We start from the raw sequence: 21,040 nt of genomic DNA, 5'->3' as shown, positions 1-21,040 counted from the left end.
CGCCGCGACCCGACGCGCTGCCCGGGCCGGGTTATGCGCAATCAGCCAGCCTGCCCTATGGTGGAGGGTGAAAAATGCGCATCCAGCTCATAGAGATCGGCGGGATAGGTCAGGCGCACAAAGGTGATGGGCAGCTGCCCGGTCCAGGTGCGGCGGTCGATCACCAGGCAGGGAAAGCCGGGCTTGATCTCCAGCAGGCCGGCGGTTTCCTCGCTGGCTGCCTCGGCGCGGATGCGGTGTTCGGCCGAGCTCCAGGGCACATGGTTGACCATCCAGGAGCTGGGGCTGTGTTCGGTGAACGGCTCGTGCTCGGCGTCCGGCACGGATTCGAGATTGATCAGGCGGTCTTCGATGCAGAACGGCCGGGATCCCGCCATGTGCAGGCACAGCACATGGACGATGGAGGCCGGCTGCGTCATGCGCATGGCCTCCATGTCCTCGCGCGCGCTGCGCCGCTGCGTGCGGCCCAGCAGCCTGCTCGAGTACTCCTGACCCATGCCCAGCACCACCTGGCGCAGATCGGGAATCTCGAGCACGGCAGAGCTGGTTTGCGGGCTCGTCACAAAGCTTCCGGCCTTGCGCTTGCGCACCAGCAGACCGGCTTCTGCCAGCTTGTTCAGCACCTTGCTCACCGTCATGCGCGAGCATTGGTAATGGACGGTCAGCTCCATCTCCGACGGGATGCGATAGCCAGGCGGCCAGCGGCCACTGAGAATGTTCTGTTCAATCTCGGTGAGAATTTTCCCGTGCAGCGACATGGAAGAGTGTTTGTCCATGGAGTGGATTACACCAGCAAATCCGGCCGGGTGCCGCTGTGATTCCTAGGCGCTCAGTACGGCACGCGCGATGATGGTGCGCTGAATCTCGGAAGAGCCTTCGAAGATGCGAAGGATGCGGGCGTCGCGCACATAGCGCTCCAGCGGCATTTCACGGGTATAGCCGTAGCCGCCATGGATCTGCAGTGCCTCGTCGGTCACGAAGCTCACCATCTCCGAGGCGAACAGCTTGGCCATGGCCGACTGCTGGGTGAAGGGCTGTCCCTGCTGGCGCAGTGCCAGGGCCTGCATAGTCAGGCCCCAGGCGGCTTCCAGGCGCAGCTTCATGTCGGCAAGCTTGAACTGTATGCCCTGCTTGCTGGCTATCGGCTCGCCGCCCACCAGGCGCTGGTTGGCCCAGTCGGCCGCCGCCTTGAGCGCGGCCTCGGCGATGCCCAGAGAGGTCGCTGCCACGTCCAGGCGGCTGTTGTCCAGCACTTTCATGGCGGTCTTGAAGCCGGTGCCCTCGGCGCCGAGGCGGTTGGCCGCCGGGACGCGTACGCCGTCCAGCGAAACTTCAAAAGCATGGCCGCCGCGGATGCCCATGAGCTTTTCGGGCGACGATATCTGTATGCCGGGCAGCTCGCGCGGCACGATGAAGGCACTGACACCTCGTGCCGCAGCTTCCGCATCGGTCTTGGCGAAGACGACCATGAAGCGGGCCTCTGCCGCATTCGAGATGAAGTGCTTGACGCCCGTGATCAGATAGTCGTCGCCGTCGCGCACGGCCCGGGTGCGCATGTCTGCAGGGTGAGAGCCGCCACGCGGCTCGGTCAACGCGAAGGCCGCCAGCCATTCTCCGCTGGCGCAGCGCGGCAGCCATTGCTCGCGCTGCGTTTCGTCGCCGCCGATGAGAACGGCATCCGTGCCCAGGTAGTGGGCACCGATCATGGACGAGGTCGCGGCACAGGCACGCGAGATGGCGACCAGCGACATCAGCATGGCGGTGGGGGTGACGCCCGGCCCGCCGAAGCGCTCCGGCAGATTCATGCCCATCACGCCCAGCGCGGAAAGGCCGGGCACATGGCGCGTGGCGGAAAAGGCTTCCTCGTCCATGGCCTGGGCCAAGGGTGCCAGGGTTTCCTCGGCAAATCGTGCAACAGCATCGGCAACGGCCTGATCTTCTTCGGTCGCGCCCAGACGAATCAATGACATGGCGTTCTCTCCTTGTTTTCTTGCTATCAAAATCAACCCAGGGCGCCTGCTTCGCGCAAGGCGGCAATGGCGTCCGTGCTGCGGCCCAGCCAGCTTTGCAGCAGCAGTTCCGTGTGCTCGCCCAGGGCCGGCGCGCGTTGCGCGCGATTGGGCAGTGCGCCGCTGAAGTGCACGGGCTGTGTCGGCAGCTGCAGGCCCGGAAGGCGTTCGTCCTCGACTTCGCAGAGCAGGCCACGCGAGCGGATCTGCTCGGAATTCAGGGCTTGCTCGATATTCCAGATCGGGGCTGCGGGAACGCCTGCGCTCTCCAGCCGCGCGACCACATCGGCCACATCGTGCTGCGTGCTCCAGCCCTCCAGTGCGGCGCGCAGGGCGGGTTCGTTGGCCGAGCGGACTTCGTCGCTGGCAAAGCGCGGATCGCTGGCCAGCTCGGGCAGATCCATGGCGGCTGCGGTGGCATCGAACAGCTTCTTGTTGAGCACGGCCAGGGCGTAATGGCCGTCACGTGCCCTGTAGACGCCGAATGGCGCCGAGAGCGGATGCCGGTTGCCCACACGCCGCGCAGGCTGGCCGGTGAACAGATAGCGCGACATCGATGTCGCCAGAAAGCTCAGCGTGGTGTCGAACATGGCGACATCGACATGTTGGCCGACTCCGGTTCTCTGCGCCTGCAGCAGGGCTGCCAGAGTCGCCCAGGAGGCAAACAGGCCGGCAACCACATCGCTGACCGCTTCGCCGACCAGGGTGGGTGCGCCTTGAGGCTCGCCAGTGGCCTCCATCAGGCCGCTCATGGCCTGAACAATGATGTCGTAGGCTGGACGGTGGGCCAGCGGGCCGGTCTGGCCGAAGCCCGAGACGCTGACATACACCAGCCGGGGATTGAGGGCGCGCAGCATTTCGGGGCCGATGCCCAGGCGCTCGGCCACACCAGGCCTGAAGTTCTCGACCACCACGTCGACCTGCCGGGCCAGCTCATGCACCACGGTGACCGCGTCCGCATGCTTGAGATCCAGCACCAGGCTTTGCTTGTTGCGATTCATGACCGTGAACAAGGCGCTTTGTCCGTTCTTCATGGGGCCGATGGCTCGGTAGTCGTCGCCCTGGGGCGGCTCCACCTTCACGACCTCCGCGCCCAGATCGGCCAGCAAGGCCGTGGACATGGGGCCTGCCAGAACCCGGGTGAAGTCCAGGATGCGGATGCCGTCCAGTGGACGGGAAGCAGTTTTTTCGGTGGATTCAGGCATGGGATTCCCGCTGTTGATCTGAAGCGATGTCTGCATGCTGCCCAAAACATGAATCAATGGAAAATATTCATTTCCCATTCACTGGATTCAAAAAATTGATTCAGATAAATTTGCGACAGCTGGAGTACTTCGTGGCTGCGGCACGCCACGGCAGCACGGCCAGGGCGGCGCTGGCCATCAATGTTTCACAGCCCTCCATCTCCAAGGCGATTGCCGACCTCGAAGCCCAATGGGGCGAGCAGCTGTTCGTGCGCAAACATGCCATCGGACTGGACCTGACCGCGGCAGGGCTGGCCAGAAGCCGGGAGGCCCTGAGCCTGCTCGAAGCAGCGCAACTGCTTCAGGAGCCGCGCAAGCAGACGGTTTCCGGCACGCTGAGGCTGGGCTTTCTGAGCACGCTGGGCGCGCTGTGGATTCCGCAGCTGCTCACCCAGATGCAAAAGCGCCACCCCTCAATCGACATCGAGCTGGTCGAAGGGGACATCGCCTCCCTGACGCGGCAAGTGGAGCGCGGGGAGGTCCATGCCGCACTGCAATATGACCTGGGCCTGGCCCGCCCTCTGTTGACCATGCATCCGGTTGCCGCATTGCCGCCCTATGCCTTGCTGCCTGCCCGGCATGCCCTGTCTGCGGCGCCCAGCGTGAGCCTGGGGGAGCTGGCCCAGTCGCCGTTGCTGCTGATCAACCTGCCGCAGAGCCGCGAATACTTTCTCTCGCTGTTTCGGGAAGCGGGCGTGGTTCCCACGGTGAACTATGAACTGGCGTCGATAGAGCTTGTCCGCTCCATGGTCGCCAACGGGCATGGCGTCAGCGTTCTGACCACGCGGCCGGTGGTCGACCGAACCCACGACGGCAAGCGGCTGGTCTGCAAAAGAATCAAGGGCCGCGTCGCCAAGCAGGCCGTGGTGCTGTCGGTGCCCAGGAGCAATGCCTCGGCGCTGATTGCACCATTTCTGACCGTGGCAAAAAGCGTGATTGCACCCGACTAGCGCAACGCGGGTGCTGTTTTGGTGCGCGTCGCACAAAGCGGCGGAGGCGGTCTGTGGGCGAGCGAGTTGGCACATAGCTTGCTCTTGTGGATTGTTGATTCATGTCTATACAGCTGGGAAATGCAGCAACTATGACGCTCGGGTAAGCCTGTATATACATGTTCAATCAGCAATCGCAAACTTCGCTGCCTGCACTGTCGTGCAACGCTTGAAGTCCGCATCAATAACCGAACTGCTCTGGCATTGACCGAGGAGAGTCCCATGAAATCGACACGTCGCGTTCCAATCTGGCAACTGGCATTAGCCGCAACCGTTCTAGTGTCTGCTGCACAACATGCAGCGGCTCAGGAGACCAAGATCGTCCTGGGCATGTCGGGATGGACAGGCTTCGCGCCGCTGACGCTTGCGGACAAGGCCGGGATCTTCAAGAAGAACGGCCTCAATGTCGAAATCAAGATGATTCCCCAGAAGGACCGGCATCTGGCGCTGGCCTCTGGTGCCGTGCAATGTGCGGCCACCACCGTGGAAACGCATGTGGCCTGGAACACCAATGGCGTGCCCATCGTGCAGATCTTCCAGATGGACAAGTCCTACGGTGCAGACGGTATTGCCGTGCGCAACGACGTCAAGAACTTCGCCGATCTGAAAGGCAAGACCGTCGCCGTCAGCGCGCCTGGCACGGCTCCCTACTTCGGTCTGGCCTGGATGCTGAACAAGAACGGCATGACCATGAAGGACATCAAGACTGTGTCACTGGAGCCCCAGCCTGCGGCCCAGGCCTTTGTCTCCGGGCAGAACGATGCGGCCATGACCTATGAGCCCTACCTGTCCACCGTGCGCGCCAACCCCAGCGCCGGCAAGATTCTGGCCACCACCATCGACTACCCGATGGTGATGGATACCGTGGGCTGCGACCCCAAGTGGCTCAAGGCCAACACGGCTGCCGCCAAGGCGCTGACCCAGTCCTACTTCGATGCCATCGCCATGATCAATTCCGACAAGGAAAAGAGCTACGAAATCATGGGCGCGGCCGTCAAGCAAAGCGGCGAGCAGTTCGGCAAGTCGGCAGCCTTTCTGAAATGGTCGGACAAGGAGGCCAACCAGAAGTTCTTTGCCAGCGATCTACTGCCTTTCATGAAGGAGTCTGCCGCCATCCTCAAGGAAGCCGGCGTGATTCGCAGCATTCCTGAGAACTACGGCGTCATGTACGACGCCAGCTTCATCAAGTAAGCGCAAAGAGGTTGCACATGGAAGCGGTATCACCTTCTATCAAGTCTGCATCACCCGCATCGGTTCAGGTGGCATCGCCTTCCGTGAGGCCGGCTCGCCGGCGCTATATGGCCCCTCTGGAGCCTGTCAGCCCCAAGGCCAAATGGCTGCTGGGCACGGGCTTCTTCCTGCTGTTCCTGCTGATCTGGTCGGCCGTCACCTTTGGCGGACTGGTCTCGCCGACCTTTCTCGCCAGCCCGCTGACGATGCTGCGCGAAGGCATTCTGCTGTTCACGGAGTTCGACTTTCACCATGACATCGGCATGACCGTATGGCGCGTCATGGGCGGCTTCATCCTGGCCAGCATCGTGGCCGTGCCGCTGGGCATTGCCATGGGGGCCTGGAAGCCCGTGGAGGCGTTCTTCGAGCCCTTTGTCTCGTTCTGCCGCTACCTGCCCGCCTCGGCCTTCATCCCGCTGCTGATCCTCTGGGCCGGTGTGGGCGAGGCCCAGAAGCTGCTGGTCATCTTCATCGGCTCGGTGTTCCAGATCACCCTCATGGTGGCCGTGACCGTGGGCGGTGCACGCAAGGATCTGGTGGAGGCTGCCTACACCCTGGGCGCCAGCAATACCGGCATCGTCAAGCGGGTGCTGATTCCCGGTGCCGCTCCTGGCATCGCGGAAACCCTGCGCCTGGTTCTGGGCTGGGCCTGGACCTATGTGATCGTTGCCGAGCTGATCGGCTCGTCCTCGGGCATCGGACACATGATCACCGACAGTCAGGCACTGCTCAATACCGGACAGATCATCTTCGGCATCATCATCATCGGGCTCATCGGTCTGGTGTCGGATTTCATCTTCAAAACCGTCAACCGTCGCATGTTCGAATGGAGTTCCCTGTGATGAACCAGCTGTCCATTCAAGGCGTTTCGCGCACCTTCACCAGCCACAAAGGCGTCAGCACCCAGGCGCTGCTTCCGGTGGATTTCGAGGTCCGGGAGAACGATTTCGTGACCATTCTCGGGCCCTCCGGCTGCGGCAAATCGACGATGCTGCGCATTGTTGCGGGTCTGGATTTCCCGACGACGGGGCAGGTGCTGCTGGACGGGAAGCTGGTGCAGGAGCCCGGCGCCGACCGCGGCATGGTGTTTCAGAGCTATACCTTGTTCCCCTGGCTGACCGTGGCCCAGAACATCCGCTTCGGGCTGCGCGAGAAAGGCGTGAGCGAAGCCGTCCAGAAAGAGCGCAGCGACTACTTCATTGCCAAGGTGGGCCTGCGCGGGTTCGAGAATCACTATCCCAAGCAGCTGTCGGGCGGCATGCAGCAACGCACGGCGATCGCGCGTGCGCTGGCCAACGACCCCAAGATCCTGCTCATGGACGAGCCCTTCGGTGCGCTGGACAACCAGACCCGGGTGCTGATGCAGGAGCTGCTGCTGGGCATCTGGGAGGCCGAACGCAAGACGGTGATGTTCGTGACCCACGATATCGATGAAGCCATCTTCATGGCCAATCGCGTGGCTGTGTTCAGCGCGCGTCCGGGCCGCATCAAGGCAGACATTCCGGTCCATCTGCCGCACCCGCGGCATTACACCGTCAAGACCTCGCCCGAGTTCATGGAGCTCAAGGCCCGGTTGACGGAAGAGATTCGCGCCGAGTCACTGGCTGCGGCTGCTCACTGAGGCCTGCATCATGAATGTCCGAGATCCTGCCCAGCGCAAAACGGCTCCTGCAGCCCAGATGCCGCTCGCGTTGTATCAGCAGGTCAAGGACCATGTGCTGCGCAAGATCGGCGACGGCTCGCTGGCGGCCGGTGCGCGCGTGCCTTCCGAGCAGGAGCTGGTCAACGAGTTCGGTGTGGCGCGCATGACGGTGAACCGCGCGCTGCGCGAGCTGGCCGAGCAGGGTGTGATCGTGCGTGTGGCGGGGGTAGGCTCCTTCGTGGCCGAGGAAAAGCCGCAATCGACCCTGCTGCGCATTGCCAATATCGGTGAAGAGATCACCCAGCGCGGCCACGATCATCGCTTCGAGCTGCTCGATATGCGCCGCGAGTCTGCCTCGCCCGAAGTCGCTGCGGCGCTGGATCTCGCGGTCGGCGCCTCGGTCTTTCACCTGCACGGCGTGCACTTCGAAAACGAGCTGCCGGTCCAGATCGAAGACCGCTATGTGAACCCCCGCCTGGTCCCTGACTTCATGGACCAGGATTTCTCTGCCGTGCAGCCCTCGGTCTATCTGGTGCGCAATGTGCAGTACGACCAGATCGAACATGTGGTCGATGCGATCTTGCCGACGGCCGAACAGGCCCGGCTGCTGCAGATGGCTATCGACCAGCCTTGCCTGATGCTCACGCGCCGTACCTGGCTGCGCGGCGTCCCGATCACTTGGGTGCATTGCGTGCATCCAGGCATGCGCTACCGACTCGGTAGCCGTTTCCGAACCGATTCAGTGCACGGCGGCTGATCCCGGCCAGGCCCTTGAATCCTCAGTACGTTTTTGTTTCTCTTGACTGTATAGACAGGTATAGCCATGAACACTACCACCACCCAAGAGCTCTCGAACTCCGAACTGGAACTGCATCCCGGCGAGCTCACGCTGGCGCAGCTACGCCGCATTCAGGACGGCGGCGTGCAGCTCAGCATGGCGCAGGCCGCCTATGGCGCAATGCGCAAGGCCGAGGCACATGTGCAGCACATCGTCGATGAAGACCAGGTGGTCTACGGCATCAACACCGGTTTCGGCAAACTGGCTTCGACCAAGATCGCCCATGAGCGTCTGGCCGAGCTGCAGCGCAATCTGGTGCTTTCGCACAGCGTGGGCACGGGTGATCCGCTGCCGGACCATGTGGTGCGTCTGGTGCTGGCCACCAAGGCCGTGAGTCTGGCCCGCGGGCATTCCGGAGCCCGCACGGCACTGGTGGATGCGCTGCTGGCTTTGGCCAATGCCAATGTCCTGCCCGTGATTCCCTCCAAGGGTTCGGTGGGCGCATCGGGCGATCTGGCGCCGTTGTCGCACCTGGCCTGTGTGCTGATCGGCGAGGGGCAGGCCAAGGTGGACGGCAAGCTCGTCTCCGGCCGTGAAGCCATGAAACACATCGGCCTGGAGCCCTTTGTGCTGGGCCCCAAGGAAGGGCTGGCACTGCTCAACGGAACCCAGGTCTCCACCTCGCTGGCGCTGGCGGGTCTGTTCCAGGCCGAAAGCGTGCTGGCTGCAGGCCTGGTGGCCGGTTGCCTGACGCTGGAAGCCATTCAGGGCTCCATCAAGCCCTTCGATGCGCGCATTCACGAGGCCAGAGGCCAGCAGGGGCAGATTGCCGTGGCTGCCGCCGTGCGTTCCCTGTTGGACGGCAGCGCCATCGATCCTTCGCACCCCAATTGCGGGCGCGTGCAGGATCCCTACTCCATCCGCTGCGTGCCGCAGGTCATGGGCGCCTGCCTGGACAACCTCAGCCATGCTGCGCGCGTGCTGGTCATAGAAGCCAATGCCGCCTCGGACAATCCGCTGGTGTTCGATAACGGCGACGTGATTTCGGGCGGCAACTTCCATGCCGAGCCCGTGGCCTTTGCGGCCGACATCCTGGCACTGGCGATCGCTGAAATCGGCGCCATCTCCGAGCGTCGCATGGCCTTGCTGCTGGACACCGGACTGTCGCGCCTGCCGGCCTTCCTGATCGAGGATAGCGGCGTCAACTCGGGCTTCATGATTGCCCAGGTCACGGCGGCCGCCCTGGCGGCCGAAAACCAGTGTCTGGCGCACCCGAGCAGCGTGACCAGCCTGCCCACATCGGCCAATCAGGAAGACCATGTCTCCATGGCCACCTATGGTGCGCGTCGCCTGGCCGACATGGCTAGAAACACGGCGGTGATCGTGGGCGTGGAGGCTATGGCCGCAGTCCAGGGCATGGACTTCGACCGCCGACTCAAGAGCTCGCCGCTGATTGAGGAGCAGTACGCGCTGATCCGCAGTCAGGTGCCCTATCTGGACAAGGACCGCTACCTGGCGCCCGATATCGAAATCATGCGTCTGTGGGCGCTGGAAACCGCCTGGCCCGAGGTGTTGCAGAGCATTTTGCCGAGCAACGCGGCCTGAGCCAGCGCCATGTCGTCACGCCGCAAGCATCGGGCAGTAGCGGTTCTCGCCGCGGCGGGGCGGCATTCCGGCAGCGCTTGCCGGGGCGGCGGGTCAGAAGTTGCCCGCGAACTGGTAGCGAGATGCCGGGTGCCACAGGGCCGAAACCGAGGCCACCTGGCCCTGGGAGCGGGTTCTGCGGCGCAGCACCAGGCAGGGCTCGGTGACCTCCATACGCAAAAGCTCCGCCACCTCCGGCGTGGGCATGCTCGCTTCGATGGAGAAATTCACGCCCTGCAGCGGAGCCACGCGCACCAGATAGGCATTCGGCGTCTGGCTTGCAAAGTCCTGGCTCAGATAGTCGGGAGCTACGGCCGGGTTCACATAGCGGTCTTCGACCTGGATGGGGACATCGTTTTCGAAGTGCACGACCACGGAGTGAAACAGATGGGGGGCGGCGTTCAGCTCGAACTGGCGCAGCAGGGCGGTGTCGACCTTACAGCGCTCGAGACGCTGCAGCTCCCCCCGATGGCGGTGGCCGCGAGCCGCAATTTCGTCGGCGATATTGCGCAGCTCTACCAGGGTGGCCTGGTACTTCTGCTGGGCAACGAAAGTGCCCGAGCCCTGGACACGCGTCAGTGTCTTTTCGTCGCTGAGCTCGCGCAAGGCACGGTTGACGGTCATGCGCGCCACATTGAACTGCTTGACCAGCGCAGCCTCGCTGGGAATGGCCTGGCCTTCCTGCCATACGCCACTGTGGATCTGCTGCAGCACATGGTCTTTGATGCGCTGGAACGCAGGTACGGCGGCGGTGGTATCGGTTCGCGACATAGGGTTTGTTTGGATTAGAAAAGCTGTCTAGATGATTGACGTTGGCAGGAGTAAATCACAAAATTCGTATAGACAACTTTATGGAAATTACTGAAAGTTGTTCGGACATATAAGAGACATCCAGAGGGATTGACGGAGCAATTTCATGAGTATTGATACAGCAACGCTGGGTTCCTCTGGCGCCATCGAGAGCAGAACCATCGACATGGTTCCGGAGAGCGAGCGCCACGGCACGCCCTCCAGCCAGTTCACCCTCTGGTTCGGTGCCAACATGCAGATCACGGCGGTGGTGGACGGCGCCCTGGCCGTGGTGTTCGGTGCCGAAGCCATGACAGCCATCCTCGGCCTCCTGATAGGCAACATTCTCGGCGGCATCGTCATGGCGCTGCATTCGGCCCAGGGGCCGCGCCTGGGGCTGCCCCAGATGATCTCCAGCCGCGTGCAGTTCGGCGTCAAGGGCGCAGCCCTGCCGCTGGTGCTGGTGATCCTGATGTATGTGGGCTTCGCCGCCACGGGCACCGTGCTCTCGGGTCAGGCCATCAATCTGATGTTCGGCTTCCACAGCCCTGCGGTCGGCATCATCATCTTCGGCGCGCTCACGGCCCTGGTCGCCGTGGTGGGCTATCGGCTCATCCATGTGGTGGGACGCATTTCCACCGTGGTCGGCATTCTGGGCTTTGGCTATCTGGCCTGGCAGCTGTGCCACCAGTTCGATGTGGTCTCGGCGTTCGGCCAGAAGCCTTTCACCTGGGCCAGCTTTCTGACCGCCATGGCCCTGTCGGCAGGCTGGCAGATGACGTTCGCCCCCTATGTGGCCGATTATTCGCGGTATCTGCCCACCAGGACCTCGACCGCCGCCACCTTCTGGACCACGTTCGGCGGCAGCGTCATCAGCTCGCAGCTGGCCATGACCTTCGGCGTGCTGGTGGCCGCCCTGGGCGCCAACTTCATTAAGAACCAGGTCGGCTTCATGGGCCAGCTGGCTGGCCCGCTGGCGGTGGTGATCTATCTGGTCATCGTCACCGGCAAGCTCACCGTGAACTGCCTCAATGCCTATGGCGGCTTCATGACCGTGCTGACAACGGTCAGCGCCTTCAACCGGAAAACGCAGTTCACCGCGACATCGCGCCTGCTCTACATCCTGGGCTTTGTGCTGGTGACGGTGCTGGTGGCCCTGCTGGCCAGCTCCAACTTCCTGGCCACGTTCAAGAATTTCGTGCTGCTGCTGCTCACCGTCTTCGTTCCCTGGAGCGCCGTCAATCTGGTGGACTACTACCTGGTCTCCAAGGAAAAAGTGGACATCCCGGCGCTCTATGACAGCCAGGGCCGCTATGGCGCCTACAACTGGACAGCCCTGTCCTGCTATGTGATGGGCGTTGTGGTGCAGATCCCCTTCATCAACCAGGCCATGTATGTGGGCCCGCTGGCCAAGGCCATGAACGGCGCCGACATCTCCTGGATCGTGAGCCTGATCGTCACCTCGCTCGTCTACTACCCGCTGGCCAGGAGAAGCATGAACGTGCCCAGCCAGATGATTTACCCCAGCCCGGCTCCTGCCGCGACCACAGGCGCAGACAGGAACTTTGCTGGTGCCACTTACGCCGTGCAAGCCGGCTGAATCCTCCCACCCATTCTTGAAGGATACGACCATGAACGCCAACGACGCCATCATCAGCGCGGCCAAGCAAGACCCCCGCTACGACGCCAGCCGAGAAATCCGCGCTCCCCGCGGCAGCGAGCTGCACTGCAAGAACTGGCTCGCCGAAGCGGCCTATCGCATGATCCAGAACAACCTGGACCCGGATGTGGCCGAGAACCCCAAGGCCCTGGTCGTCTATGGCGGCATCGGCCGCGCGGCCCGCAACTGGGAGTGCTATGACGAGATCCTGGCCCAGCTCAGGAAGCTCGAAGCCGACGAATCGCTGCTGATCCAGTCGGGCAAGCCGGTGGGCGTGTTCAAGACCCATCCCGATGCGCCGCGCGTGCTGCTGGCCAACTCCAACCTGGTGCCCAAGTGGGCCAACTGGGAGAAGTTCAACGAGCTCGATCAGAAGGGCCTGTTCATGTACGGCCAGATGACGGCCGGCAGCTGGATCTACATCGGTGCCCAGGGCATCGTGCAGGGCACGTTCGAGACCTTTGTCGAGGCCGGCCGCCAGCACTACAACAACGACCTGACCGGCAAGTGGATTCTCACCGCCGGCCTGGGCGGTATGGGTGGTGCCCAGCCGCTGGCCGGCGTGCTGGCCGGCGCCTGCGTGCTGGCCATCGAATGCAAGCAGTCCAGTATCGACTTCCGCCTGCGCACCCGCTATGTGGACAAGCAGGCCAAGGATATCGACGACGCGCTGGCCCTGATCAAGCATCACACCGAAAAGGGCGAGGCCGTCTCCATCGCGCTGCTGGGCAATGCGGCCGAAGTCCTGCCCGAACTGGTCAAGCGCGCCAAGGCCGGCGGCATCCGTCCCGACATCGTGACCGACCAGACCTCCGCCCACGACCTGATCAACGGCTACCTGCCCGTGGGCTGGACCGTGGAGCAATGGAACGCCGCTGCGGCCGACCCCGGCCAGCACCCCACGCTCAAGAAGGCCGCCGCCCAGGGCTGCGCCCAGCATGTGCAGGCCATGCTGGACTTCCAGGCCATGGGCATTCCCACGGTGGACTATGGCAACAACATCCGCCAGGTGGCCCTGGACGAAGGCGTGAAGAACGCCTTCGACTTCCCCGGCTTTGTGCCTGCCTACATCCGTCCGCTGTTCTGCGAAGGCAAGGGCCCGTTCCGCTGGGTGGCACTGTCCGGCGACCCCGAGGACATCTACAAGACCGATGCCAAGATCAAGGAGCTGTTCCCCGAGAACAAGCACACCCACCGCTGGCTGGACATGGCCAAGGAACGCATCGCCTTCCAGGGCCTGCCATCGCGCATCTGCTGGCTGGGTCTGGGCGAGCGCCACAAGGCGGCCCTGGCCTTCAATGAAATGGTCAAGAACGGCGAACTCAAGGCGCCCATCGTGATCGGCCGCGACCACCTGGACTGCGGCTCGGTGGCCAGCCCCAACCGCGAGACCGAAGCCATGAAGGACGGCACCGACGCCGTCTCCGACTGGCCGCTGCTCAACGCCCTGCTCAACACGGCGGGCGGCGCCACCTGGGTCAGCCTGCACCACGGCGGTGGCGTGGGCATGGGCTACTCGCAACACGCTGGCGTGGTGATCGTGGCCGATGGTACGGACGAGGCTGCGGCCCGCCTGAACCGCGTGCTCTGGAACGATCCCGCCACCGGCGTGATGCGCCATGCCGATGCAGGCTACGAGATCGCCGTGGAAGCGTCCAAGCGCCATGGCTTGAATCTGCCGATGGTGAAGTAACTGTCACACCCTGAGGCGCTTACGCCTAGGCGGCCCCACGCCTTCCCCCTCTCTCTACGCGCTGCGCGCTAGGGGAGGGGGACGACAGCCTCGGTGCGGGGCGGCCCTTCCTCGCTGTCTCTCGTCTGGCCGTGCCAGTTTTAAACTGCGTTTTGTTGTAGTTTTTGTGCTTTTTGATCGATGCAACGCTTTGACCTGAACCAGATTGCGCCCAGCCCGTGGAAGAACGGAGGCGGCAGCACGCGCGAGATTGCCTGCTGGCCTCAGGGCGCGGGCATGGACAGCTTTGGCTGGCGCGTGAGCGTGGCCACGATTGCCCAAGCCGGCCCGTTTTCCGCATTCCCGGGCATAGACCGCCAGATCATGCTGCTCGATGGCGACGGGGTGCGGTTGCACAACGCCCAGGCCGGGCTCGAACATGCATTGACCGAGCGCTGGCAGCCGTTCGCCTTTTCGGGCGATATGGCTCTCGATTGCGATCTGCTGGGCGGCCCGTCCAGCGATTTCAATGTCATGACCCGGCGTGGACAATGGTCGGCACGGCTGGAGTTGCTCGCCGGCCAGGCCGAGGCGGGGCTGAGCGCTGCTGGACTTTGCATGGTGCTGCAGGGCAGCTGGAAAGCTGCCGACGGCCGGGTGCTGGAGACCGGTCAAGGCCTCTGGTGGAGCAGTACCGGGGCCGAGCCGCTGGTGGCGCAAGGCGAGGATGCCAGGCTGATCCTGGTCAGTCTGACAGCGCACACCTGAAACAGGAGCGGCTTGCGCCTTTGTGCCGGACATTTCAATGAAGATTGATTTGAAAAGTTAGAAGGGGTAGGCGCTTGCAGCTATGAAATCAGGAGTTTCATGGCCTGGATTGTCGTCATCGAACACGAGGAGCATCGCCATGGCGCAAGCTAATCACCATCCCGCAGTCTCCGCCGACGGCTGCTGGCAAAACCTGCGTCTGGCGCCAGAGCTGTATGTCTCCGAGGTGGCGGATATTCCCGAAGGCACGCTGGCCTGCATCGTGGTGCAGCAAGGCCGAATGGTCTGGGTGGGACCGCAGGATGCCATGCCCGCCGAATACCAGGCGCTGCCCAGGCACGATGGCGCAGGGCGCCTGGCCACGCCGGGCCTGATCGACTGCCACACCCATCTGGTCTATGGTGGCGAGCGCGCCAACGAGTTCGCCATGCGCCTGGCCGGTGCCAGCTACGAAGAAGTGGCCAGAGCCGGCGGCGGCATCGTCTCCAGTGTCAGGGCCACGCGCGAAGCGTCGGAGGACGAGCTGGTGGCGCTGGCGCTGCCGCGTCTTGAACAGTTGCTGGCCGAAGGCGTGACGGCCATAGAGATCAAGTCGGGCTACGGCCTGGCCCTGGAGCACGAGCGCAAGCAACTGCGTGCCGCAAGGCGCCTGGGCGAGCTGTGTGCCGTGACCGTGCGGACCACCTTTCTGGGGGCTCATGCGCTGCCGCCAGAGTATGCGGGCCGCAGCCAGGAATACACGGATCTGGTCTGTCAGGTCATGCTGCCGGCACTCGCCGCCGAAGGCCTGATCGATGCCGTCGATGTGTTCTGCGAACGCATCGCCTTCTCGCTGGCCGAGACCGAGCAGGTCTTCGAAGCGGCCAAGGCATTGGGCCTGCCCGTCAAGCTCCATGCCGAGCAGCTGTCGAATATGGAGGGTGCAGCCCTCGCGGCCCGCTATGGCGCGCTGTCCTGCGACCATATCGAGCACCTGTCCGAGCACGGCATCACCGAGATGAAGAAGGCCGGTACCGTGGCCGTGCTGTTGCCCGGGGCCTTCTACACGCTGCGCGACACCAAAGTGCCGCCCATTGAAGGTTTAAGAGCTGCCAAGGTCCCAATGGCCGTTTCTACCGATCACAATCCGGGTACCTCCCCGTGCTTGAGTTTGCTGCTCATGGCCAATATGGCCTGCACGCTGTTCCGTCTGACGGTTCCAGAGGCTCTGGCCGGCATCACCCGGCATGCTGCGCATGCTCTGGGCCTGCAGGACGAGCAAGGCCTGATTGCCGTGGGCCGTCCCGCCAATTTCGTGCTCTGGCCCGTGCAGCGGGCTGCAGAGCTGGCCTATTGGTTCGGCAGCAAGCCTGACTGTACGGTGGTGCGCCAGGGCCGGATTGCGCAGCAAGCCAAAGCCTGAAAGCGGGGAGCGCGAAAGGTTGCTGATGTCTCACGAACAATTTCTCAATGAACTGATTTCCACCCTGGGCGCCGATGTGGCGCTGCGCGGCACGGACACTCCCGAGCGGTGCCGCACCGACTGGAGCGGCACGCCGCCCCAGCAGCCGCTGGCGCTGGTGCGCCCACGCACCACGGAGGAAGTCAGCGCCGTCATGCGTCTGTGCAGCGCCCACAGGATTGCGGTGGTTCCGCAGGGTGGGCTGACCGGGCTGGCCGGTGCCGCAGTCCCTACGGAGGGTGCTGTCGCGCTGTCGCTGGATCGCATGAACCGCATCGAGGACGTCGATGCCCAGACCGGGCTGATGCAGGTGCAGGCCGGCGTCACGCTGCAAGCCGTGCAGGAGGCTGCCGTCGATGTCGGCATGGTGTTCGGCGTGGATCTCGGCGCTCGCGGCAGCTGCCAGATCGGCGGCAATGTCTCCACCAACGCGGGTGGCAACGGCGTGCTGCAGCACGGCATGATGCGTGAGCAGGTGCTGGGCCTGGAGGTGGTGCTGGCCGACGGCACGGTGCTGCCCATGCTGCGTCCCATGATCAAGAACAACACGGGCTACGACCTCAAGCAGTTCTTCATCGGTGCCGAAGGCACGCTGGGCATCATCACGCGCGTGCTGCTGCGCCTGCGTCCTGCGCCGCAGGCCACGGCCACGACGCTGGTGGCCATGCCCGATTTCGACTCGGCGCTGGCCGTGCTCAAGCGCATGCAATCGCACTTCGGCAACAGCGTCGCGGCCTATGAGCTGATGTGGGACAGCTTTGTGCAGGCCTCCATGGCCTGGCTCAAGCTCGCTGCGCCTTTTGAACAGCGCTACCCCTTGCTGGCCCTGATCAATGTGGACGGCAAGGACGAGGCGCAGCTGCAAGGCGATGTGCAGCAGGTGCTTGAGAAGGCCATGGAGGCCGGCGAGGTGCTCGACGCCATCGTGGCCCAGTCGGGAGCCCAGGTGCAGCAGCTGTGGAAGCTGCGCGAGGCACCGGCCGAGCTCAACAACAATATGCACCCCGCAATCAACTTCGACGTGAGCCTGCCCCAGGCCGACATCGGTCGCTTTGCCGAAGCCTGCATGCAGGCCTTTGCCACTCGCTGGCCCGGTCACCAGGCGCTGTACTTCGGCCATGTGGGCGACGGCAATCTCCATGTCTCGGTGGATGGCAAGACCGTCAACGGCGAATGTGAGCAGGTGGAGGAGATCCTCTATCGCATCGTGGGCGAGATGCAGGGCAGTGTCTCCGCGGAGCACGGCATCGGCCTGCACAAAAAGCCTTATCTGAGCAACAGCCGCACGCCCGCAGAGCTGGCGGCGATGCGGGCCATCAAGCTGGCCCTCGATCCCCTGGGCCTGATGAATCCCGGAAAGGTGTTTGATCTATGACGAATTCCCTGGTGGCTTCGCTGGCCCGCGCCCAGGTGCGCCCGCTGCCTGCATACAACGCCGGCCTGTCCAATGAAGCGGTGCGGGCGCGCTACGGCGTGACCGATATTGCGCGACTGGCCAGCAATGAAAATCCCTTCGGTGCCAGCGCCTCGGTGCGCCGCGCGATTGCCGAGGTGGCCAACGATGTGGGTAACTATCCCGATGCCAATTGCACGGCCTTGCGCGAAGCCATTGCTGAGCGAACCGGGCTGCCCGCCGGGCGTCTGGTGTTCGGCGACGGCTCGGAAGACCTGATCAAGATTCTCTGCGAGGTCTTTCTCGCTCCCGGCGATCTGGTGGTGACCCAGCGTCCCGTGTTCGGCCTGCACGAAATCTATCCAAAGATGATGGGCGCGGAGGTCGAGCTCCTCGAGCTGAACGAGGAGCTGGGCTTCGATCTGGGCGCCTGGTGCGCTGCCATGGCCAAGGCCCCCAAGATCGCCTTCCTGCCCAACCCGTCTAACCCCGTGGGCTGCATGATGGATGCGGCGCAGTTTGCGCAGGTGCTGGAGGCCACGCCCGCCAACACTGTGCTGGTGGTGGATGAGGCCTATTACGAATACGCGCTGCACGACGATGACTACCCCGATGTGCTGGCCATGCTGGATGCGCGGGTCGGCCCCTGGATCGTGCTGCGCACCTTCTCCAAGGCCTGGGGTCTGGCCGGTCTGCGCGTGGGCTACGGCATGGCCGACAGCGCCGAGCTGGTGAGCCTGATGGATAAGGTCCGCTCGCCCTTCAACGTGAACATGGCGGCCCAGCGCGCGGCGCTGGCGGCCTGGAACGATCCTGCGCACATGCGCAGCGGTGTGGCGACCACGGTGGCGCTGCGCGAGGACCTGCGCAGGCAGCTGCTGGCGCTGGCAGCGCCGGGCCAGCCGCTGCAAGGTCTGCGCATTGCGCCTTCGGTAGCCAACTTCCTGTTTCTCGACCTGGGCCGTCCCAATGCGCCGGTGACCGAGGCGCTGCTCAGAAAGGGCGTGATCGTCAAGCCCTGGAAGGAGCCTGGCTTCGAGCACTTCCTGCGCGTGTCCATAGGCACCGAAGGCGACAACGCGCGTTTTGTGCAGGCCTTGCTGGCCGCGCTCGAGGCCTGAGCCATGAAGCTGTTCCGGGGTTGGACGATTGTTGCGGCGGCCCATGGCCTGCTCGCCCTGGCCTTCGGTGCGGCTTATTCATTTGGCGCTTTTTTCAAGAGCATCCAGACGCAGTTCGATGCGGGCCGTTTCTCGGTGGGCTCGCTGTTTGCCGTGACGGCTTTGCTGTATTACTGCGTGGGAGCCATTGCCGGTCCCCTGGCCGACCGCATAGGCCTGCGTCGCGTGACCGGTGCGGGGGTCTTGCTGCTGGCCACAGGCTTTGCGCTGGCCAGTCAGACCCGCTCGCTGGCGCAGCTGTTCGTGGTTTTTGGCCTGTTCGTGGGCGGTGGCGTGGGTCTGATCTACGTACCGGCCCTGGTGGCCGTGCAGCGCTGGTTCATACGGCTGCGCAGCCGTGCCTCCGGCCTGGCCTCGGCGGGCACCGGCGTCGGCACGTTCGCCGCGCCACTGTTTGCGGGCTGGCTGCTGGAGCAGCAGAGCTGGCAGATCGCCATGCAGTGGTTCGCGCTGGCCATCTTGCTGCTGGGGCTGCCTGCCGCGCTGTCCATGGTCGGCCAGCCTTCGCAGCTGGGCCTGAGCTGCGACGGTGATCCTCACCCTGCCCAGGCTGCAGCCCAGGCGCAGGGCATGGAGCTGTCCCGGGCCGTGCGCAGCGGCAGCTTCGGCTGGTTTTTCCTGGCCATTTTCCTGGCTTCGGTGAGCCTGTTTGCCGCCTTGGTGCATATCGCTCCCATGGCCCAGGGCCTGGATATCGATGCCGTTTCAAGCCAGTGGCTGATCGCCTTGATAGGCGCCGGCAATGTGCTGGGCCGACCGCTGCTGGGCGGTCTCGGGGACCGACTGGGCGCTTTGCGTCTGCTCATGGGTCTGAGCATTTTCTTGGCCCTGCTGCACCTGCTGTGGTGGCAGGCCCATGGCTGGGCTGCGCTGGCCGTTTTTTCCCTGCTGTTCGGCGCGGCGCACGGTGGCTGCATCGCCCTGTTTCCCGTCCTGGCCGCCCAGTGGTTCGGCACCTTGCGGCTGGGGGCCATTTTGGGCATTCTTTACATCAGCGTGGGGCTGGCGGCAGTCGTCGGCGCCAGCGCGTCCGGCTGGGTGTTCGACCAGACTGGCGGCTACGCCCTGGCCATTCAGGTCAGCGCCGCACTGGCCTTGCTGGCTGTGGCTGCGCTGGCGCTTGCGGCCCGTGGCCAGCGTTTGGCTTCATCCCCTTCAGGCATTTCGAAATGATCATGCACTCTTCCTTCTCCAGCGGCACACTTTTTGCCGAAGACGCCTTACTGCCCACGGGATGGGCGCGCAACGTCCTGCTGAGCTGGGATGAGAGCGGGCGTCTGGCCGAGGTGCTCACCGATGTAGATCCGCAAAGCGGCGAGGCCGGCGAGGTCGATACCGCCATCCGTGCCGCTGGTCCAGTGATCCCCGGTATGCCCAATCTGCACTCGCATGCTTTCCAGCGCGCGTTTGGCGGGCTGACCGAGTTCCGTGGCCAGGCGCAGGACAGCTTCTGGAGCTGGCGCAAGCTGATGTACGGCTTTGCCAACCGCATGACGCCCGAGGCCCTGGAGGCGATTGCGACCTGGCTGTACCTGGAGATGCTGGAGGCGGGCTACACCTCGGTGTGCGAGTTCCACTATGTGCACCATGATGCCGGTGGCAAGCCCTATGCCAACGATGCCAGCCTGTCCCTGGCGCTGCTGCGTGCGGCGCAGAAGACCGGCATAGGCATGACCTTGCTGCCCGTGCTCTATCAGACCAGCGGCTTCGGGGGGCTGCCGCCTCGCGAGGATCAGGCCCGTTTCATTCGCAGCACGGACAGCATGCTCGCCCTGCTGCAGCAGCTGGAGCCCGTGACCAGGGCGCAGCAGGCAGCGCTGGGCCTGGCTCCGCACTCGCTGCGCGCCGTGCCGCCGGACAGCCTCAAGACCGCGCTCGCAGGCCTGCACGCCATGCTGCCCAAGGCTCCGGTGCACATCCATATCGCAGAGCAGACCCAGGAGGTGGATGACTGTCTGGCCTGGAGCGGTCAACGCCCCGTGCAATGGCTGCTCGACCATGCTCCTGTCGATGCGCGTTGGTGCCTGATCCATGCCACGCACATGACGCCCGAGGAATATGCAGGCGCGGCACGCAGCGCTGCCGTGGCTGGTATCTGTCCCACCACCGAAGCCAATCTCGGCGACGGCATCTTCGACATGCCGCTGTGGCTCAGGCATGGCGGCCGCTGGGGCATTGGCTCGGACAGCCATGCTTCGGTGAATGCCGCCGAAGAGCTGCTGATGCTCGAATACAGCCAGCGCCTGAACCTGCGCCAGCGCAATGTGCTTGGCGGTGGCGCCCAGCCCCAGGTGGCGACCTCCATGACCTTGCAGGCGGTGGCCGGCGGTGCCCAAGCCTCGGGCCGCTCCATTGCCGGTCTGGCCGTGGGTCAGCAGGCCGACTTCGTGGTGCTCGATGCCCGCCATGTGGCCCTCAACGGGCTGCCTGCCGACAGCGGCCATGCGGCCCATGTGTTTGCCAGCCATCGCACTTCGGCCATTGCCGAAGTCTGGGTTCGCGGCCAGCAGCGCGTGCAGGCAGGCCGCCATGCGCTGCACGAAGTCGCTCAGCAAGGCTTTGTGCAGACCCGCAAGGCATTGCTGCAGAACGCCTGAGGG

General features: G+C 64.1%; 18 protein-coding genes. 14 read left to right on the top strand and 4 right to left on the bottom strand.

Annotated elements, in window-relative coordinates; genetic code table 11:
* Nucleotides 1-41: 41 nt before the first annotated feature.
* From hutC (F3J24_RS13770) to F3J24_RS13760, 3 genes are read right to left on the bottom strand one after another with little or no spacing between them, the layout of a single operon-like run.
* Complete coding sequence (gene hutC, locus F3J24_RS13770; RefSeq protein ID WP_240154334.1) at nucleotides 42-776, bottom strand: histidine utilization repressor; 735 nt, start codon at nucleotides 774-776, stop codon at nucleotides 42-44.
* 45 nt (nucleotides 777-821) lie between these two features.
* Entirely contained in the window at nucleotides 822-1,970 is a 1,149-nt protein-coding gene (locus F3J24_RS13765) for an acyl-CoA dehydrogenase family protein (protein WP_167007254.1), read from the bottom strand.
* A 32-nt stretch (nucleotides 1,971-2,002) separates the two neighbouring features.
* On the bottom strand, nucleotides 2,003-3,292 hold the full coding sequence (locus F3J24_RS13760) for a CaiB/BaiF CoA-transferase family protein (RefSeq protein WP_205244783.1): 1,290 nt from the start codon (nucleotides 3,290-3,292) through the stop codon (nucleotides 2,003-2,005).
* Here F3J24_RS13760 and F3J24_RS13755 point away from each other — a divergent pair.
* From F3J24_RS13755 to hutH, 6 genes are all read left to right on the top strand, one after another.
* On the top strand, nucleotides 3,271-4,203 hold the full coding sequence (locus tag F3J24_RS13755; RefSeq protein WP_167007248.1) for a LysR substrate-binding domain-containing protein: 933 nt from the start codon (nucleotides 3,271-3,273) through the stop codon (nucleotides 4,201-4,203). The two genes, F3J24_RS13760 and F3J24_RS13755, sit on opposite strands and share 22 nt — an antisense overlap.
* Before the next feature lie 261 nt (nucleotides 4,204-4,464).
* Nucleotides 4,465-5,433, top strand: a complete 969-nt coding sequence (locus F3J24_RS13750; RefSeq protein WP_034363122.1) for an ABC transporter substrate-binding protein — start codon at nucleotides 4,465-4,467, stop codon at nucleotides 5,431-5,433.
* A 17-nt stretch (nucleotides 5,434-5,450) separates the two neighbouring features.
* Complete coding sequence (locus F3J24_RS13745) at nucleotides 5,451-6,314, top strand: ABC transporter permease (RefSeq protein ID WP_043002909.1); 864 nt, start codon at nucleotides 5,451-5,453, stop codon at nucleotides 6,312-6,314.
* Nucleotides 6,314-7,093 carry an ABC transporter ATP-binding protein gene (locus F3J24_RS13740; protein WP_034375140.1) on the top strand — a complete coding sequence of 260 codons (780 nt, stop codon included), beginning with the start codon at nucleotides 6,314-6,316 and terminating at the stop codon, nucleotides 7,091-7,093. Before F3J24_RS13745 ends, F3J24_RS13740 begins: the two co-directional genes overlap by 1 nt.
* Nucleotides 7,094-7,103: 10 nt before the next feature.
* A complete protein-coding gene (hutC, locus tag F3J24_RS13735; protein ID WP_003059699.1) occupies nucleotides 7,104-7,871 on the top strand; it encodes a histidine utilization repressor in 768 nt (255 codons plus the stop codon).
* Between the two features lie 66 nt (nucleotides 7,872-7,937).
* Nucleotides 7,938-9,497, top strand: coding sequence for a histidine ammonia-lyase (hutH, locus tag F3J24_RS13730; protein ID WP_167007246.1), 1,560 nt, complete (start codon nucleotides 7,938-7,940; stop codon nucleotides 9,495-9,497).
* Between the two features lie 93 nt (nucleotides 9,498-9,590).
* Here hutH and hutC (F3J24_RS13725) read toward each other — a convergent pair whose 3' ends face one another.
* Nucleotides 9,591-10,307 carry a histidine utilization repressor gene (gene hutC / locus F3J24_RS13725; RefSeq protein WP_167007243.1) on the bottom strand — a complete coding sequence of 239 codons (717 nt, stop codon included), beginning with the start codon at nucleotides 10,305-10,307 and terminating at the stop codon, nucleotides 9,591-9,593.
* Between the two features lie 145 nt (nucleotides 10,308-10,452).
* Between hutC (F3J24_RS13725) and F3J24_RS13720 the strand changes: the two genes are divergently transcribed.
* The 8 genes from F3J24_RS13720 (at nucleotide 10,453) to F3J24_RS13685 (ending at nucleotide 21,037) form a co-directional block, all read left to right on the top strand.
* Nucleotides 10,453-11,925, top strand: a complete 1,473-nt coding sequence (locus F3J24_RS13720; RefSeq protein WP_167007240.1) for a cytosine permease — start codon at nucleotides 10,453-10,455, stop codon at nucleotides 11,923-11,925.
* A gap of 31 nt (nucleotides 11,926-11,956) precedes the next feature.
* On the top strand, nucleotides 11,957-13,678 hold the full coding sequence (hutU, locus tag F3J24_RS13715) for a urocanate hydratase (RefSeq protein WP_167007237.1): 1,722 nt from the start codon (nucleotides 11,957-11,959) through the stop codon (nucleotides 13,676-13,678).
* 180 nt (nucleotides 13,679-13,858) lie between these two features.
* Nucleotides 13,859-14,425, top strand: a complete 567-nt coding sequence (locus F3J24_RS13710) for a HutD family protein (RefSeq protein WP_167007234.1) — start codon at nucleotides 13,859-13,861, stop codon at nucleotides 14,423-14,425.
* A gap of 139 nt (nucleotides 14,426-14,564) precedes the next feature.
* Nucleotides 14,565-15,827, top strand: a complete 1,263-nt coding sequence (gene hutI / locus F3J24_RS13705; protein WP_167007231.1) for an imidazolonepropionase — start codon at nucleotides 14,565-14,567, stop codon at nucleotides 15,825-15,827.
* A gap of 25 nt (nucleotides 15,828-15,852) precedes the next feature.
* Nucleotides 15,853-17,241: an FAD-binding oxidoreductase gene (locus F3J24_RS13700; protein ID WP_167007228.1), complete on the top strand. Its 1,389-nt coding sequence runs from the start codon at nucleotides 15,853-15,855 to the stop codon at nucleotides 17,239-17,241.
* Nucleotides 17,238-18,380, top strand: a complete 1,143-nt coding sequence (locus F3J24_RS13695; protein ID WP_167007225.1) for a histidinol-phosphate transaminase — start codon at nucleotides 17,238-17,240, stop codon at nucleotides 18,378-18,380. Before F3J24_RS13700 ends, F3J24_RS13695 begins: the two co-directional genes overlap by 4 nt.
* A 3-nt stretch (nucleotides 18,381-18,383) precedes the next feature.
* The gene (locus F3J24_RS13690; protein ID WP_167007222.1) at nucleotides 18,384-19,613 is read left to right on the top strand and encodes an MFS transporter; all 1,230 of its coding nucleotides are present in this window, start codon (nucleotides 18,384-18,386) and stop codon (nucleotides 19,611-19,613) included.
* Nucleotides 19,610-21,037: a formimidoylglutamate deiminase gene (locus F3J24_RS13685; protein ID WP_167007219.1), complete on the top strand. Its 1,428-nt coding sequence runs from the start codon at nucleotides 19,610-19,612 to the stop codon at nucleotides 21,035-21,037. Before F3J24_RS13690 ends, F3J24_RS13685 begins: the two co-directional genes overlap by 4 nt.
* Nucleotides 21,038-21,040 lie beyond the last annotated feature (3 nt).

The organism is Comamonas sp. Tr-654 (assembly GCF_011752915.1).
GTDB lineage: Bacteria > Pseudomonadota > Gammaproteobacteria > Burkholderiales > Burkholderiaceae_C > Comamonas.
The sequence above is the reverse complement of the archived record's forward strand: the minus strand, read 5'-3'. Positions and strand labels throughout refer to the sequence as shown.

Bases quoted from the DNA above. Each gene is read 5' to 3' on its own strand.
- hutU (WP_167007237.1), top strand. From the start codon at position 11,957: ATGAACGCCAACGACGCCATCATCAGCGCGGCCAAGCAAGACCCCCGC.
- hutC (WP_167007243.1), bottom strand. From the start codon at position 10,307: ATGTCGCGAACCGATACCACCGCCGCCGTACCTGCGTTCCAGCGCATC.
- F3J24_RS13700 (WP_167007228.1), top strand. From the start codon at position 15,853: ATGTCTCACGAACAATTTCTCAATGAACTGATTTCCACCCTGGGCGCC.
- F3J24_RS13745 (WP_043002909.1), top strand. From the start codon at position 5,451: ATGGAAGCGGTATCACCTTCTATCAAGTCTGCATCACCCGCATCGGTT.
- hutH (WP_167007246.1), top strand. From the start codon at position 7,938: ATGAACACTACCACCACCCAAGAGCTCTCGAACTCCGAACTGGAACTG.
- hutC (WP_240154334.1), bottom strand. From the start codon at position 776: ATGGACAAACACTCTTCCATGTCGCTGCACGGGAAAATTCTCACCGAG.
- F3J24_RS13710 (WP_167007234.1), top strand. From the start codon at position 13,859: ATGCAACGCTTTGACCTGAACCAGATTGCGCCCAGCCCGTGGAAGAAC.
- F3J24_RS13760 (WP_205244783.1), bottom strand. From the start codon at position 3,292: ATGGGAAATGAATATTTTCCATTGATTCATGTTTTGGGCAGCATGCAG.
- F3J24_RS13690 (WP_167007222.1), top strand. From the start codon at position 18,384: ATGAAGCTGTTCCGGGGTTGGACGATTGTTGCGGCGGCCCATGGCCTG.
- F3J24_RS13750 (WP_034363122.1), top strand. From the start codon at position 4,465: ATGAAATCGACACGTCGCGTTCCAATCTGGCAACTGGCATTAGCCGCA.
- F3J24_RS13765 (WP_167007254.1), bottom strand. From the start codon at position 1,970: ATGTCATTGATTCGTCTGGGCGCGACCGAAGAAGATCAGGCCGTTGCC.
- hutC (WP_003059699.1), top strand. From the start codon at position 7,104: ATGAATGTCCGAGATCCTGCCCAGCGCAAAACGGCTCCTGCAGCCCAG.
- F3J24_RS13720 (WP_167007240.1), top strand. From the start codon at position 10,453: ATGAGTATTGATACAGCAACGCTGGGTTCCTCTGGCGCCATCGAGAGC.
- F3J24_RS13755 (WP_167007248.1), top strand. From the start codon at position 3,271: ATGGAAAATATTCATTTCCCATTCACTGGATTCAAAAAATTGATTCAG.
- F3J24_RS13685 (WP_167007219.1), top strand. From the start codon at position 19,610: ATGATCATGCACTCTTCCTTCTCCAGCGGCACACTTTTTGCCGAAGAC.
- F3J24_RS13695 (WP_167007225.1), top strand. From the start codon at position 17,238: ATGACGAATTCCCTGGTGGCTTCGCTGGCCCGCGCCCAGGTGCGCCCG.
- hutI (WP_167007231.1), top strand. From the start codon at position 14,565: ATGGCGCAAGCTAATCACCATCCCGCAGTCTCCGCCGACGGCTGCTGG.
- F3J24_RS13740 (WP_034375140.1), top strand. From the start codon at position 6,314: ATGAACCAGCTGTCCATTCAAGGCGTTTCGCGCACCTTCACCAGCCAC.